The following is a 13511-nucleotide window of genomic DNA, read 5'->3' as shown; positions in this document are numbered from 1 at the left end:
GAGGTGGGCGGCAAGACACCACCGGCGCCCGACGCGGCGGCCCTGGCGCCCGACGCCAAGGCGCAGGGGGGCGCGTGAACCGCATGGCCACGCCACCGCAATCCGGGTCCCTGCTGAGCACCGTCAAGGCCGTGCTCTGGGGTTTCCTGGGTCTGCGGCAGCGGGGCGAGTACGAGAAGGACATCAAGCGCCTCAACCCGCTGCACCTGGTGGCGGTGGGCCTGGTGATGGCCTTCATCTTCGTCGGCGCGCTCATCGCGCTGGTGAATTGGGTCGCCGGATGAGGGCGGCGACCCGCGCAGACTATTCATTGACATCGACACAGCGATAGCACAACAGGAGTGAGCAGCATGTCCGCAGCATCCCATGGCTCGACGCCGTACTACTTCGTCCCCGGACCGTCGCGTCATCCGGTCATGGCCGCCATCGGCCTTTTCTTCGTGATCCTGGGCGCCGCCCAATGGATCAACGGCCACGGGTGGGGCGCGTATTCGCTCGCCTTCGGCCTGGCCTTCTGGCTGTTCGTGCTGTTCCAGTGGTTCCGCGACGCCGTGCACGAGAGCGAGACCGGCATGTACGGCCGCAAGATCGACCTCTCGTTCCGCTGGAGCATGAGCTGGTTCATCTTCTCCGAGGTGATGTTCTTCGGTGCCTTTTTCACCGCCCTGTGGTGGGCGCGCGCGCACTCGGTGCCCAACCTCGGCAGCATCGAGAACGCGCTGATCTGGCCCGACTTCTCGGCCGTGTGGCCCAGCCTGCAGGCCGGCGCCACCGCGTCGCCGGGCAACATCGTCGAGCCCTTCCAGACCGTGGGCCCGTTCTGGCTGCCCACCATCAACACGGCCCTGCTGCTCACCTCGGGCGTCACGCTGACCATCGCTCACCACGCGCTGCAGGCCGGCCAACGCGCCAAGACCATCGGCTTCATGTGGATCACCGTGCTGCTGGGCTTCGTCTTCCTGCTGGTGCAGGGCTACGAATACGCGCACGCCTACGCCGACCTGAACCTCAAGCTCAGCTCGGGCATCTTCGGCTCCACCTTCTTCATGCTCACCGGCTTCCACGGCTTCCACGTGTTCGTGGGCATGCTGATGCTGCTGTTCATCACCCTGCGTCTGCACAAGGGCCACTTCACCGCCGAGCGCCACTTCGGTTTCGAAGGCGCGGCCTGGTACTGGCACTTCGTGGACGTGGTCTGGCTGGGCCTGTACATCCTCGTTTACTGGATGTGATGCCCACCCCGGGACGATCGCCCCATGAAAAAAGCGCCGCGAGGCGCTTTTTTCTTTCGGTGCCGGCGCGCCGCGCTCAGCGCTGCACCGGTAGGCCAGTTGGCTGGATCCAGCCCATGAAATACGCCACCAGCACCAGCACGAACAGCAGGACGGAAAAGCCCACGCGAAAGGCCAGGGCGCGCGCCATCTGTCGCTTGCGCGGGGCCTCGCCCTCGCTGCCGTCGTGCACGCCGCCGCGCATCATGAACACCAGCGCCGCGGCCAGGCTGCCGATGATGGCCACGAAAGCCACGATCACCACGTATTTCATGGCCCGCATTATCCGGGGCCGGCCGCGCGCCGCTGTCGGACAAGGCCGCGCGGAGGACGGGCGATGAGCCGCGCGCGATTCCTGGTCGTCACTGTGGCCACGGTGCTCACCATGGCCGCAACCGCGTCGCTGGGCCTCTGGCAGCTCGACCGCGCGCGGCAGAAGACCGCGCTGCAGGCCGCCATCCTGTCGCGCGCCGAGCTGCCCGCCTGGGACAACGCCGCGCTGCTGGCGCAGACCGACCCCTCCGCCGGCGTGTACCGGCCGGTGCGCCTGCGGGGCCAGTGGATCGCGCGGCACAACGTGTTCCTGGACAACCGCCAGATGGACGGCCGCGTGGGCTTCTTCCTGGTCACGCCGCTGCGCCTGAGCGGCAGCGAGCGCGTGGTGCTGGTGCAGCGCGGCTGGGTGCCGCGCGACTTCCACGACCGCGCGCGCGTGCCCGACGTCGACACCCCCGCGGGCGAGGTGACCGTGCAGGGCCGCTTGGCCCCGCCGCCCGGGCGCCTTTACCAGTTCGGCGAGGCCGGTACCGGGGCCATCCGGCAAAATATCGACCCCGCCGCCTACCGCCTGGAAACCGGGCTGGCGCTGCTGGACCCCTCGGTCCAGCAAACGGGCGACGACGAGGGCCTGCTGCGCCGCCAATGGCCGCTGCCGGCCGTCGACGTGAGCAAACACCACGGCTACGCCTTCCAGTGGTTCGCCCTGTGCACCCTGGTCGCTGGCCTTTACCTCTGGTTCCAGATCATTCAACCCCGCCGCCAACGCGCCCGCCTCCATGGCCAAGACGCCCGATGAACCCCTGACGCTGACGGTGCACAGCCTGCCCACGCCCGACCGTGGCGATGCCGAGCGCGCCGCCGCCACACGCAGCGGCCGCTGGAAGATGCTGGCCATCCTGCTGGTCTGCGCCTCGCCCGTCATCGCCTCGTACCTCACCTATTACGTGATCCGGCCCGAGGGCCGCCGCAACTACGGCGAGCTCATCGCGGCGCAACCCCTGCTGCCGGCGATCAACGGCACCGATGCTCAGGGCCGCTCGGTGCCCCTGAACTCGCTGGAAGGCCAGTGGCTGCTGGTCAGCGTGGCCGACAGCGCCTGCGACGCCGCCTGCGAGAAGCACCTGTACCTGCAGCGCCAGCTGCGCGAGACCCTGGGCCGCGAGAAAGACCGCCTCGATTGGGTCTGGCTGCGCACCGGCGCCAGCGAGCTGCGTGAGCCGCTGAAAACCGCGACGGCCGCCGCCACCGTGCTGCACGTGGACGCCGCCGCGCTGGCGCAGTGGCTGCAGCCCGCGCCCGGCCATCGCCTGGAAGACCACCTCTACGTGGTCGACCCGCTGGGCCACTGGATGCTGCGCTTCCCGGCCGACATCGACCCCACGCGCGCCAAGCGCGACCTCGACCGCCTGCTGCGCGCCTCCTCGGCCTGGGACCAGCCCGGCCGCGGCGTCGGCGGGCACCCCGGCGGTTGATCGCATGGACGCCCCGTCTTCCCTGGTCGACCTCGCGCCGCTCACGCGCATGATGCTGCTGGGCATCGCGATCGCGTTCGGCCCGCTGGTCTGGATCGGCCTCAAGCACCGCCAGGCCAGCCCCGCGCAGCGCCTGCGCGTGCTGACCCTGGTCACGCTCTTCCTCACCTTCGACCTGGTGCTGTTCGGCGCCTTCACGCGCCTCACCGATTCCGGCCTGGGCTGTCCCGACTGGCCCGGCTGCTACGGCGCGGCCAGCCCGCTCGGCGCGCACGCCGACATCTCGGCCGCGCAGTCGGCCATGCCCACCGGCCCGGTCACCTTCTCCAAGGCCTGGATCGAGATGGTCCACCGCTACCTCGCCACCGGCGTGGGTGTGCTGATCATCGTGCTGGCCGTGGGCAGCTGGATCGAACGCCGCCGCATCCATGTGCACTGGGTCTGGCCGGTGGTCACGCTGGCCTGGGTCTGCCTGCAGGGCGCCTTCGGCGCGTTCACGGTGACCATGAAGCTCTTCCCCGCCATCGTCACCCTGCACCTGCTGGGCGGCCTGGTGCTGCTGGCGCTGCTGCGCGCGCAATCGGTGGCCTACCGCCTGGGCGAGCCGGGCAGCGCCGGCCCCACGCCCATCGGCGCGGCGCAGCGCGGCTGGCTGTTGGCTGCCTTCGCGCTGGTGTGGCTGCAGATCGCGCTGGGCGGTTGGGTCAGCACCAACTACGCCGTGCTGGCCTGCAGCGAGTTCCCCACCTGCCAGGGCAGCTGGTGGCCCGCCATGAACCTGCGCGAGGGCTTCACGCTCTGGCGCAAACTGGGGGCCAACCACGCGGGTGAGGCCATCACCTTCCCGGCGCTCACCGCCATCCACTACGTGCACCGCCTCATGGCCTACGCCGTGTTCGCGCTGCTGCTGGCGCTCGCCTGGGCGCTGTGGCGCGTGCCGGGGCTGCAGCGCTTCGCGCGCGTGCTCGTGGCCCTGTGCGCCTGGCAGTTCCTCACCGGTCTCAGCAATGTCGTGCTCGACTGGCCGCTGCTGGCCGCCGTGGGCCACACCGGCGGCGCCGCCGCGCTGGTGATCGCCTTCACGGGCGCCGTGGCCGCCACGCGCAGCGCGGAGGTTTTCCCGTGAACACAGAAGTGCATCCCTTGTCCCTGCCGTCGACCTGGCGCCAGTTCCACGCGCTGACCAAGCCGCGTGTGATCCAGCTGATCGTGTTCTGCGCGCTCATCGGCATGGTGCTCGCCGTGCCCGGCCTGCCGAGCTGGCCGCAGCTGCGGCTCGCGGCCATCGCCTGCTTCGGCATCTGGCTGGTGGCCGGCGCGGCGGCGGCCTTCAACTGCGTGGTCGAGCAGCACATCGACGCGAAGATGAAGCGCACCGCCTGGCGTCCCACGGCCAAGGGCGAGCTCACCAACTGGCAGACGCTCTCGTTCTCGGCCGCACTGTGCGCGATCGGCTCGGCCATCCTCTGGTTCTGGGTCAACCCGCTCACCATGTGGCTGACCTTCGCCACCTTCGTGGGCTACGCGGTGGTCTACACCGTCATCCTCAAGCCGCTCACGCCGCAGAACATCGTGATCGGCGGGGCCTCGGGCGCCATGCCACCGGTGCTGGGCTGGGCGGCCATGACGGGCACGGTCGCGCCCGAGGCGCTGGTGCTCTTTCTCATCATCTTCCTCTGGACGCCGCCGCACTTCTGGGCGCTGGCGCTCTACCGCGTGGAGGACTACCGCAAGTCCGGCCTGCCGATGCTGCCGGTCACGCACGGTTCCGAGTTCACGCGCCTGCAGATCCTGCTCTACACCTTCGTGCTGCTGGCGGCCACGCTGCTGCCCTTCATGCTGCGCATGAGCGGCTGGTTCTACCTGGTGAGCGCGCTCGCGCTCGGCCTGGGTTTCTGCGGTTACGCCTTCGCGCTGTGGCGGAACTATTCCGACGCCCTGGCTCGAAAGACTTTCCGCTTCTCGCTCATCCACCTGTCGCTGCTGTTCGCGGCGCTGCTCATCGACCACTACCTGCCATGGTGAAGAACACCGTCTCCCGCCGCCGCCTGATGGCCGCTGGCGCCGCTTCCCTGCTGCTGGCCGCGTGTTCCGAGTCGCCGCCGGCGTTCAAAGGCATCGACATCACCGGCGCCGACTACGCCACCGGCTTCTCGCTCACCGACCACAACGGCCAGAAGCGCACGCTGGACGACTTCAAGGGCAAGGTGGTGGTGATCTTCTTCGGCTTCACGCAATGCCCCGACGTGTGTCCCACCTCGATGACCGAGATGGCCGAAGCCAAGCGCCTGCTCGGGCCCGACGGCGATCGCTTCCAGGGCCTGTTCATCAGCGTGGACCCCGAGCGCGACACGCCCGAGGTGATGAAGCAGTACGTGACCCAGTTCGACCCGAGCTTTCTTGCGCTGTACGCGGCGCCCGGCAAGCTGGAGGCCGTGGCCAAGAGCTTCAAGGTCTACTACAAGAAGGTCGAGGGCAAGACGCCCACGAGCTACACCATGGACCACTCGGCGGGCAGCTACGTGTACGACACGACGGGGCGCATCCGCCTCTACAACCGCTACAACAGCGGCGCGCAGTCGCTGGCCGACGATGTGAGGCTACTGCTGAAGGGCTGAACATCGGCCAGGCAGGAAAAAGGGCGCCCGAGGGCGCCCTTGTCGCGTGTGCGGTTCGAATTCAATCCACCTTGGCGCCGCTGAGCTTGACCAGGCGCTCGTACTTGGCGCGCTCGCGGGCCATGAACTCGCCGAAGGCCTGGGGCGTGCTGGGCGCCGGCTCGGCCATCAGGGCGGCGAACTTGCCCTTCACGTCCGGCGACTGCAGGGCCTTGGTGAAGGCCGCGTTGAGCTGCGACACCACGTCGGCCGGCGTGCCGGCCGGGGCCACCAGGCCCCACCAGGTGTCGATCTCGAAGCCGGGCAGGGTCTCAGCGACGGTGGGCACCTCGGGCATCACGCCGCTGCGCTGGGCGGTGGTGACGGCCAGGGCCTTGAGCTTGCCCGCGCGGATGTTGGCCGCCGCGGTGGCGAGGTTGTCGAAGTTGAAGTCGACCTGGCCCGACAGCAGCCCCAGCTGCGCCGGGTTGCCGCCGTTGTAGGGGATGTGCACGGCGAACACGCCAGCCTGGTTCTTGAACAGCTCGCCCGCCAGGTGGCCGGCGCTGCCGTTGCCACCCGAGCCGTAGTTGAGCTTGCCCGGGTTCGCTTTGCCGTAGCGGATGAGGTCGCGCACGCTCTGGATGTTCAGGCGCTGCGCGGTCTCGGCGTTCATCACCAGCACGTTGGGCACGCGCAGCATCTGCGTGACGGGCGCGAAATCCTTCGCCGGGTCGTAGGGCAACTGCTTGAACAGCCAGGGGTTGATGCCGTGCGAGGCCGTGGTGGCGATGCCCAGGGTCAGGCCGTCGGGCGCGGCCTTGGCGACCTGGCTCACGCCGATGTTGCCGCCGGCGCCGGGGCGGTTCTCGATGATCACCGTGCCGAGCGAATCCTTCACCGCGTCGGCCAGGACGCGCGCCGTCACGTCGATCGGCCCACCGGCCGCGAAGGGCACCACGATGCGCGTGGTGCGGGCCTGCGCCCAGGCGGGCAGGGCGAGCGCGGTGGTGACGAGGGCGATGGCGTGGCGGCGGGAAATCATGCGGTGTCTCCTAGGGGGTGGGGGTGTTCAGACCTTGTCCGCGGCGGAAGTGAAGGCGTCGGCGAAGAAGCACTCCTCGGGCAGGCCGGCCTGCGCCACGTAGTCGCGCTTGGCCGATTCGACCACGATGGGCGCGCCGCAGGCGTAGACCTCGAAGCCGCTCAGGTCGGCGTGGTCTTCCAGCACGGCGCGGTGCACGAAGCCCGTGCGGCCGGTCCAGGCGTCCTCGGGCTGGGCGTCGGACACCACGGGCACGTACTTCAGGTTCGGCATGGCGGCCAGCTGCTCCTCGATCCAGGCGCTCTGGTACAGGTCGGCCGGGCGGCGGCCGCCCCAGTACAGGGTGGCGGGGCGCTGGATGCCCTTGAATCGCATGTGCTCGACGATGGCCTTGATGGGGGCGAAGCCCGTGCCGGAGGCGAGCAGCACCATGGGCTTGTCGCTGTCCTCGCGCAGGAAGAAGCCGCCGAAGGGGCCTTCGATGCGAAGGATGTCCTTCTCCTTCATGGTGGAGAAGACCTGGTCGGTGAACTTGCCGCCGGGCATGTGGCGCAGGTGCAGCTCCAACCCTGGCGCCTCGGCCTGCGTGTGCGGCGCGTTGGCCATGGAGTAGCTGCGGCGGTCGCCGTCGCGCAGGATGAACTCCACGTACTGGCCCGCGCGGTACTGGAAGGTGTCGCTGGCGGGCAGCTGCAGGCGCACCACCATCACGTCGTGCGAGGCGCGCGTGAGGCTGTTGACGCGCGCGGGCATCTTCTTGATGGGGAAGGCACCGAGCTCGGTGACCTGGCGCGACTCCAGCACCACGTCGCTGTGGGCCACGCCGCAGCAGGTGAGCACGTAGCCCGCGGCCTCCTCGTCGGCCGACAAGGCCTTGGCCTGGTGCGGCCCGTGCACCACGGTGCCCGACACCAGCTTGCACTTGCAGGAGCCGCAGGCGCCGTCCTTGCAGCCATAGGGCAGGCCGATGCCCTGGCGGATGCCGGCGGCCAGCATGGCTTCGTCGGGGTTGGCGGTGAAGGCGCGCCCGCTGGGCTGCACCGTGATCGTGAATGTCATACTCGCCGTCTTCTTTCTGTCGAGGGGCGCGCTCCGGTGGCGCACCCCGTTCCAAGCAACCGCGCATTGTCGCAAAAACCCGTTTTGCATGAGTTTCCTTGGGGCCTTGCCCGCGCGCTTTCGGCGTGAACGGGTGCTGATCGTGGGCTGTGGCGACGTCGGCCTGCGTACGGCCGGTGCCTTGGGCGCCGGTCGGCGCGCGCGCCTGCTGGCGCTCACCTCCAGTCCGGAGCGCATGCCTGGCCTGCGCGCGGCGGGCCTGGTGCCCTTGCGGGGCGACCTGGACGATGCGCGCAGCCTGCGCCGCCTGGCCGGCCTGGCCACGCGCGTGCTGCACCTGGCGCCGCCGCCTTCGCAGGACATGGCCGACTGGCGCATCGACCCGCGCACGCGCGCCCTGGTGCACGCGCTGGCGCAGCGCACGCCGCCGCTGGCGCTGGTCTATGGCTCCACCACCGGCGTCTATGGCGACCGCGGTGGCGCCTGGACCAGCGAGTCGCAGCCCGCGCGGCCGCGCACCCCGCGCGCGGCGCGCCGCGTGGACGCGGAGGAGCGTGTGCGCTGGCTGGGCCGCGCCCTGGGCGTGCGCGCCAGCGTGCTGCGCATCCCGGGCATTTACGCCAACGACCGCGAGGGCGGCACGCCGCGCGAGCGGCTGCTGCGCGGCACGCCCGTGCTGCGCGCCGAGGACGACGTCTACACGAGCCACATCCACGCCGACGACCTGGCGCGGGCCTGCGCGCTGGCGCTGTGGCGCGGCCGCGCGCAGCGCGTGCTCAACGTGGTGGACGACAGCGAACTCAAGATGGGCGACTACTTCGACCTCGCGGCCGATCTCTACGGCCTGCCACGCCCGCCGCGCGTGCCACGCGACACGGCGCAGGACCAGTTGCCGCTGGTGCTGCTGAGCTTCATGAGCGAATCGCGCCGCCTGCGCAACCAGCGGCTAAAGGATGAGCTGGGGCTGCGGCTGCGCTACCCCACCGTGGCCGAAGGCCTGCGCGGCTGAGGCCGGCGAGCGGCCAACAAAAAGCCCGCGTGGAGCGGGCTGGTTGCAGGGCTTGCTCTGGTGGTGCCGAAGGCCGGACTCGAACCGGCACGCCTTGCGGCGGCGGATTTTGAATCCGCTGCGTCTACCGATTTCGCCACTTCGGCCCGAGCAAGGGCGCGGATTATGGCACAGTGGCGCCATGCAATACCCCACCATCGAAGACGCCGTCGGCCGCACGCCGCTGGTGGCGCTGCAGCGCATCGGCGCGGCGGACAACGGCCCGCGCGGCAACGTCATCCTGGCCAAGCTGGAAGGCAACAACCCGGCCGGTTCGGTGAAGGACCGGCCCGCGCTGTCCATGATCCGGCGCGCCGAGGAGCGCGGCGACATCAAGCCCGGCGACACCCTGATCGAGGCCACTTCCGGCAACACCGGCATCGCGCTGGCCATGGCGGCGGCCATCAAGGGTTACCGCATGGTGCTCATCATGCCGGAGGACCTGTCCGTCGAACGCGCCCAGACCATGAAGGCCTTCGGCGCCGAGCTCATCCTCACGCCCAAGAGCGGCGGCATGGAGTCGGCGCGCGACCTGGCCGACAAGATGCAGGCCGATGGCAAGGGCCGGGTGCTCGACCAGTTCGCCAATCCCGACAACCCGCGCATCCACTACGAGACCACCGGCCCCGAGCTGTGGGAGCAGACCGGCGGGCGCATCACCCATTTCGTGAGCGCCATGGGCACCACCGGCACCATCACCGGCGTCTCGCGCTTCCTCAAGGAAAAGAACCCGGCCGTGCGCATCGTCGGTGCCCAGCCCAGCGAGGGTTCGCGCATCCCCGGCATCCGCAAATGGCCCGAGGAGTACCTGCCCAAGATCTACGACCCCAAGGCGGTCGACGAGATGATCTACGTCTCGCAGGCCGACGCCGAAGACATGGCCCGGCGCATGGCGCGCGAGGAAGGCATCTTCGGCGGCATCTCCGCCGCCGGGGCGCTCTGGACGGCCCTGCAGGTGTCGCGTCAGGTCGAGAACGCCACCATCGTGTTCGTGGTCTGCGACCGCGGCGACCGCTACCTGTCCACCGGCGTCTTCCCCGCCTGACCCCGTGAGCGGCGACGGCGCCTTCCGCTACTGCCCGCAGTGCGCCACGGCGCTGCGCGAGATCGTCCAGGCCGAGGACGGCGGCGACAAGCGGCGCCTGCGCTGCCCGGCCTGCGGCTACACCCACTGGAACAACCCCACGCCGGTGCTGGCGGCCATCGTCGAGCTCGACGGGCGGGTGCTGCTGGCGCGCAACGCCGCCTGGCCGGGCCGCTTTTTCGGGCTGATCACCGGCTTCATGGAGGCTGGCGAGACGCCGGAGGAGGGCATCCGCCGAGAGATCACCGAGGAAACCTCGCTCGACACCGAGGCCCTGAGCCTGGTGGCCGTGCACGATTTCCAGCGCATGAACCAGGTCATCATCACCTACCACGCCCGCTGCCGGGGCGAGGTGCGCCTGTCGCCGGAGCTGTCGGAGTACCGGCTGCTGGAGCCGGCGGCGGTGCGTTGTTGGCGGGCGGGTACGGGCCTGGCCCTGGCCCAGTGGCTTATGTCACGGGGCTTGCAGCCGCAATTCCTGGACGACACACCAAAGGCCGACGCGGCCTAAAATGCGCCGTTACCCAGACGGAGCCCTGCCTTCATGATCGCTGCTGACCGAGAACTCGACGCCCGGGGCCTGAACTGCCCGCTGCCCATCCTGAAGGCCAAGAAAGCCCTGGCCGAGATGCACAGCGGCCAGACCCTGAAGGTGGTGGCCACCGACGCCGGCTCGGTGCGCGATTTCCAGGCCTTCGCCAAGCAGACCGGCAACCTGCTCGTCCACCAGGAAACGCTGGGCGGCGATTTCGTGTCGGTGCTGAAACGGCGCTGATGCCCACGCCCATGGACGTCCTGCTCGTCGACCCGCTGGTGCCCGAAGCCCTGGCGTGGCTGCAGGAGCGCCATGACGTGGTCTACCTTCCCGAGCTGGCGGACGACCCCGCCGAGCTGCGCCGCGCGCTGGCCGAGGCCCGCGCCGTGGTGCTGCCACCGCACGTGGTGGTCTCCCAGGAATTCCTGGACCATGCGCCCCACCTCATGATGGTCGCGCGCATGCAGATCTCCAGCGACAACACCGACCTCAACGCTTGCGCGCAGCGCGGCGTGCGCGTGCTGCAGGCGCGCAGCGCCACGGTGCGCTCCAACGCCGAGTACCTGCTCTACGGCCTGCTGATGCTCTACCGGCGTGGCATGGTGAGCGCGCTGCTGGGCCGCAAGCTGGGCCAGGTGCGCATGGGCCGCGAACTGGCGGGCAGCACCGTGGGCCTGCTGGGCCTGGCGCCGGTGGCGCACACGCTGGCGCCCATGCTGCGCAGCCTGGGCGTGCGCGTGCTGGGCTACGACCCGGCCGTGCACCACGCCGCCGAGCTCTGGGCCAAGCTGCACGTGGAGCCTGTCCCCCTGCACGAGCTGCTGGAGCGCGCCGACGCCATCTCGCTGCAAATGGTCTACGCCTCGCGCTTCAAGGGCTGGATCAACGAGCGCCTGCTCAACCACTGCAAGCCGGGCCAGCTCTGGGTGGGCGTGAGCCGCAGCGCGCTGTTCGACCCCGAGGCCCTGGCCCTGGCCCTGTGCGACGGCCGCATCGACGCCTGCCTGCTCGACGGTGCCAACGCCCAGTTTGCCGCGCCCGGTTCGCCGCTCTACGGCATTCCCAACCTGCACCTCACGCCCCGCCTGGGTTCGCACACGCGCGAGGCCAAGTTGCGGGCGAGCTGGTACCTGGCCCACCGCATCCACGAAACCCTGTCGCCCGACGACGCGCGCCGCGAGCCGGGCAGCAGCGACTTCTCCATGCTCGACAGCCTGGGCTTCCCCGAGTCGGGCGACCCGCCGCAGTCGGCCTCACCCTCGCAGTGGGCCTCGCTCGCGGCGCTGTCCAGGGACTGACCCCCACCGCGCGGCGCTGTACCCCCTGAGGGGCGGTGCCAGCGGCCCGGCCCAGCCGGTGCCGCTGTGCCCAGGGTTCAGCCCAGGCGCGCCAGCTGGGCCTGCACCTTCTCCAGCGTGGCGCCGAAGTCGGCCAGGCGCTGTTTTTCCTGCTCGATCACCGCCGCCGGCGCGCGCGCCACGAAGCCTTCGTTGCCAAGCTTGCCCTGGGCCTTCGCGATCTCGCCCTGCAGGCGGGTGGCTTCCTTGCCCAGGCGGACCTTCTCGGCCGCGACGTCGATTTCCATGAACAGGCACAGGCGGGCCTCGCCCACCACCGCCACGGGCGCGGCGCCCGCGGCCTGGGCCCAGGCGGCCTCGTCGTCGAACACGCGCACCTCGGCCAGCTTGGCCAGCGACTGCAGCACCGGCGCGGCACCGCGCAGGAAGGCGGCGTCGCCCACGGCGTAGAGCGGCAGGCGCTGGGCCGGTGACACGCCCATTTCGCCACGCAGGGTGCGGCAGGCGTCCACCAGCTTCTTCAGGCGCGCCACATGGGCTTCGGCGGCCTCGTCGATGCGCTCAGGCTGGCTCACCGGGTAGGCGGCCAGCGCCACCGATTCGCCGGCCCGCCCGGCCACCGGCGCCACCTTCTGCCACAGCTCTTCGGTGATGAAGGGAATGATGGGGTGGGCCAGCCGCTGGATGGCTTCCAGCGTGCGGATCAGGGTGCGGCGCGTGGCGCGCTGCTGCGCGGCGTCGCCGGTCTGGATCTGCACCTTGGCGATCTCCAGGTACCAGTCGCAGAACTCGTTCCAGACGAAGTCATAGATGGCGTTGGCGACGTTGTCCAGGCGGTACTCGGCGAAACCTTGCGCCACGGTGGCCTCGGTGCGCTGCAGCGCGGAGCTGATCCAGCGGTCGGCCTGGCTGAAGCTGAGGTAGCCATGGAAAGGCTGTCCCACGGCGCATTCGGCCTTGGTGTGCTCTTCGAGGCCGCAGTCCTGCCCTTCGCAGTTCATCAGCACGAAGCGCGTGGCGTTCCAGAGCTTGTTGCAGAAGTTGCGGTAGCCCTCGCAGCGCTTGCTGTCGAAGTTGATGCTGCGGCCCAGCGAGGCCAGGGCCGCGAAGGTGAAGCGCAGGGCGTCGGCGCCGTAGGCGGGAATGCCCTCGGGGAATTCTTTCTCGGTGTCCTTGCGCACGCGCGGCGCGGTCTCGGGCTTGCGCAGGCCGGTGGTGCGCTTGTCCAGCAGCGGCGCCAGCGCGATGCCGTCGATCAGGTCCACCGGGTCGAGCACGTTGCCTTCGCTCTTGCTCATCTTGCGGCCCTGGGCGTCGCGCACCAGGCCGTGGATGTAGACGTGGCGGAACGGCACGCGACCCGTGAAGTGGGTCGTCATCATGATCATGCGCGCGACCCAGAAGAAGATGATGTCGTAGCCCGTCACCAGCACGCTGCTGGGCAGGTAGACGTCGTAGTCCTCGGTGGGGCCGCTCTTGTGCTCGGGCCAGCCCATGGTGCTGAAGGGCACCAGCGCGGACGAGTACCAGGTGTCCAGCACGTCGGGGTCGCGCGTGAGGGTCTTGCCCGGGGCCTGTGCCTGGGCGTCGGCCTGATTGCGCGCCACGTAGACCCGGCCGTCCTCGTCGTACCAGGCGGGGATCTGGTGGCCCCACCAGAGCTGGCGGCTGATGCACCAGTCCTGGATGTTCTTCATCCACTGGTCGTAGGTGTTGACCCAGTTCTCGGGCACGAACTTCACCGCGCCCGAGTCGACGGCGTCGATCGCCTTCTGCGCGATGCTCTTGCCGCTGGGGTCCTGCTCGCTGACCTTGGTCATGGC

16 protein-coding genes and 1 tRNA gene are annotated in these 13511 nt (G+C 69.9%); 12 read left to right on the top strand and 5 right to left on the bottom strand.

The genetic code is table 11. The features are described from left to right. Together BGO22_RS09880 and BGO22_RS09875 are read left to right on the top strand one after the other, a co-directional pair. Nucleotides 1–284 (top strand): DUF2970 domain-containing protein (locus tag BGO22_RS09880; protein ID WP_353744349.1); only part of this gene is annotated, 284 nt, incomplete at its 5' end. A gap of 66 nt (nucleotides 285–350) precedes the next feature. Further along, nucleotides 351–1232, top strand: a complete 882-nt coding sequence (locus BGO22_RS09875; protein WP_070397368.1) for a cytochrome c oxidase subunit 3 — start codon at nucleotides 351–353, stop codon at nucleotides 1230–1232. 76 nt (nucleotides 1233–1308) lie between these two features. Here BGO22_RS09875 and BGO22_RS09870 read toward each other — a convergent pair whose 3' ends face one another. After that, a complete protein-coding gene (locus BGO22_RS09870; RefSeq protein ID WP_416186969.1) occupies nucleotides 1309–1554 on the bottom strand; it encodes a twin transmembrane helix small protein in 246 nt (81 codons plus the stop codon). A 54-nt stretch (nucleotides 1555–1608) separates the two neighbouring features. On the opposite strand from BGO22_RS09870, the gene BGO22_RS09865 reads away from it, so the two are divergent. From BGO22_RS09865 to BGO22_RS09845, 5 genes are read left to right on the top strand one after another with little or no spacing between them, the layout of a single operon-like run. Next, a complete protein-coding gene (locus BGO22_RS09865; RefSeq protein ID WP_070397370.1) occupies nucleotides 1609–2346 on the top strand; it encodes an SURF1 family protein in 738 nt (245 codons plus the stop codon). Then, entirely contained in the window at nucleotides 2327–3022 is a 696-nt protein-coding gene (locus BGO22_RS09860) for an SCO family protein (protein ID WP_070397371.1), read from the top strand. Before BGO22_RS09865 ends, BGO22_RS09860 begins: the two co-directional genes overlap by 20 nt. Nucleotides 3023–3026: 4 nt before the next feature. Further along, on the top strand, nucleotides 3027–4148 hold the full coding sequence (locus BGO22_RS09855; RefSeq protein ID WP_070397372.1) for a COX15/CtaA family protein: 1122 nt from the start codon (nucleotides 3027–3029) through the stop codon (nucleotides 4146–4148). Further along, a complete protein-coding gene (gene cyoE / locus BGO22_RS09850) occupies nucleotides 4145–5047 on the top strand; it encodes a heme o synthase (protein WP_070397373.1) in 903 nt (300 codons plus the stop codon). Before BGO22_RS09855 ends, cyoE begins: the two co-directional genes overlap by 4 nt. Continuing rightward, nucleotides 5041–5640, top strand: coding sequence for an SCO family protein (locus BGO22_RS09845; RefSeq protein WP_070397374.1), 600 nt, complete (start codon nucleotides 5041–5043; stop codon nucleotides 5638–5640). The genes cyoE and BGO22_RS09845 overlap by 7 nt, the downstream gene beginning before the upstream one ends. Nucleotides 5641–5701: 61 nt before the next feature. Here BGO22_RS09845 and BGO22_RS09840 read toward each other — a convergent pair whose 3' ends face one another. Continuing rightward, the gene (locus BGO22_RS09840; RefSeq protein ID WP_070397375.1) at nucleotides 5702–6664 is read right to left on the bottom strand and encodes a Bug family tripartite tricarboxylate transporter substrate binding protein; all 963 of its coding nucleotides are present in this window, start codon (nucleotides 6662–6664) and stop codon (nucleotides 5702–5704) included. Nucleotides 6665–6691: 27 nt separating this feature from the next. After that, nucleotides 6692–7723: a CDP-6-deoxy-delta-3,4-glucoseen reductase gene (locus tag BGO22_RS09835; RefSeq protein ID WP_070397376.1), complete on the bottom strand. Its 1032-nt coding sequence runs from the start codon at nucleotides 7721–7723 to the stop codon at nucleotides 6692–6694. An 88-nt stretch (nucleotides 7724–7811) separates the two neighbouring features. On the opposite strand from BGO22_RS09835, the gene BGO22_RS09830 reads away from it, so the two are divergent. Beyond that, nucleotides 7812–8732 (top strand): NAD-dependent epimerase/dehydratase family protein, encoded by a 921-nt coding sequence (locus BGO22_RS09830; protein ID WP_070397377.1) that lies wholly within the window; start codon nucleotides 7812–7814, stop codon nucleotides 8730–8732. Nucleotides 8733–8793: 61 nt separating this feature from the next. Here BGO22_RS09830 and BGO22_RS09825 read toward each other — a convergent pair. Beyond that, nucleotides 8794–8878, bottom strand: a tRNA-Leu gene (locus BGO22_RS09825). A gap of 35 nt (nucleotides 8879–8913) precedes the next feature. Between BGO22_RS09825 and cysM the strand changes: the two genes are divergently transcribed. Genes cysM through BGO22_RS09805 form a run of 4 tightly spaced genes read left to right on the top strand, consistent with a single transcriptional unit; the run spans nucleotide 8914 to nucleotide 11688 of the window. Then, nucleotides 8914–9816, top strand: a complete 903-nt coding sequence (cysM, locus tag BGO22_RS09820; protein ID WP_070397378.1) for a cysteine synthase CysM — start codon at nucleotides 8914–8916, stop codon at nucleotides 9814–9816. A gap of 4 nt (nucleotides 9817–9820) precedes the next feature. Continuing rightward, entirely contained in the window at nucleotides 9821–10366 is a 546-nt protein-coding gene (locus tag BGO22_RS09815; RefSeq protein ID WP_070397379.1) for an NUDIX hydrolase, read from the top strand. Nucleotides 10367–10402: 36 nt separating this feature from the next. Next, a complete protein-coding gene (locus BGO22_RS09810) occupies nucleotides 10403–10630 on the top strand; it encodes a sulfurtransferase TusA family protein (protein WP_116959620.1) in 228 nt (75 codons plus the stop codon). Between the two features lie 11 nt (nucleotides 10631–10641). After that, on the top strand, nucleotides 10642–11688 hold the full coding sequence (locus BGO22_RS09805; RefSeq protein ID WP_239478167.1) for an NAD(P)-dependent oxidoreductase: 1047 nt from the start codon (nucleotides 10642–10644) through the stop codon (nucleotides 11686–11688). 77 nt (nucleotides 11689–11765) lie between these two features. Here the strand turns inward: BGO22_RS09805 and BGO22_RS09800 are convergent. Continuing rightward, nucleotides 11766–13511 (bottom strand): class I tRNA ligase family protein (locus BGO22_RS09800; protein WP_286850516.1); only part of this gene is annotated, 1746 nt, incomplete at its 5' end.

This window comes from Hydrogenophaga sp. 70-12 (genome assembly GCF_001897365.1).
Taxonomy (GTDB): domain Bacteria; phylum Pseudomonadota; class Gammaproteobacteria; order Burkholderiales; family Burkholderiaceae_C; genus Hydrogenophaga; species Hydrogenophaga borbori.
This window is presented reverse-complemented; position numbering and strand designations above follow the sequence as displayed.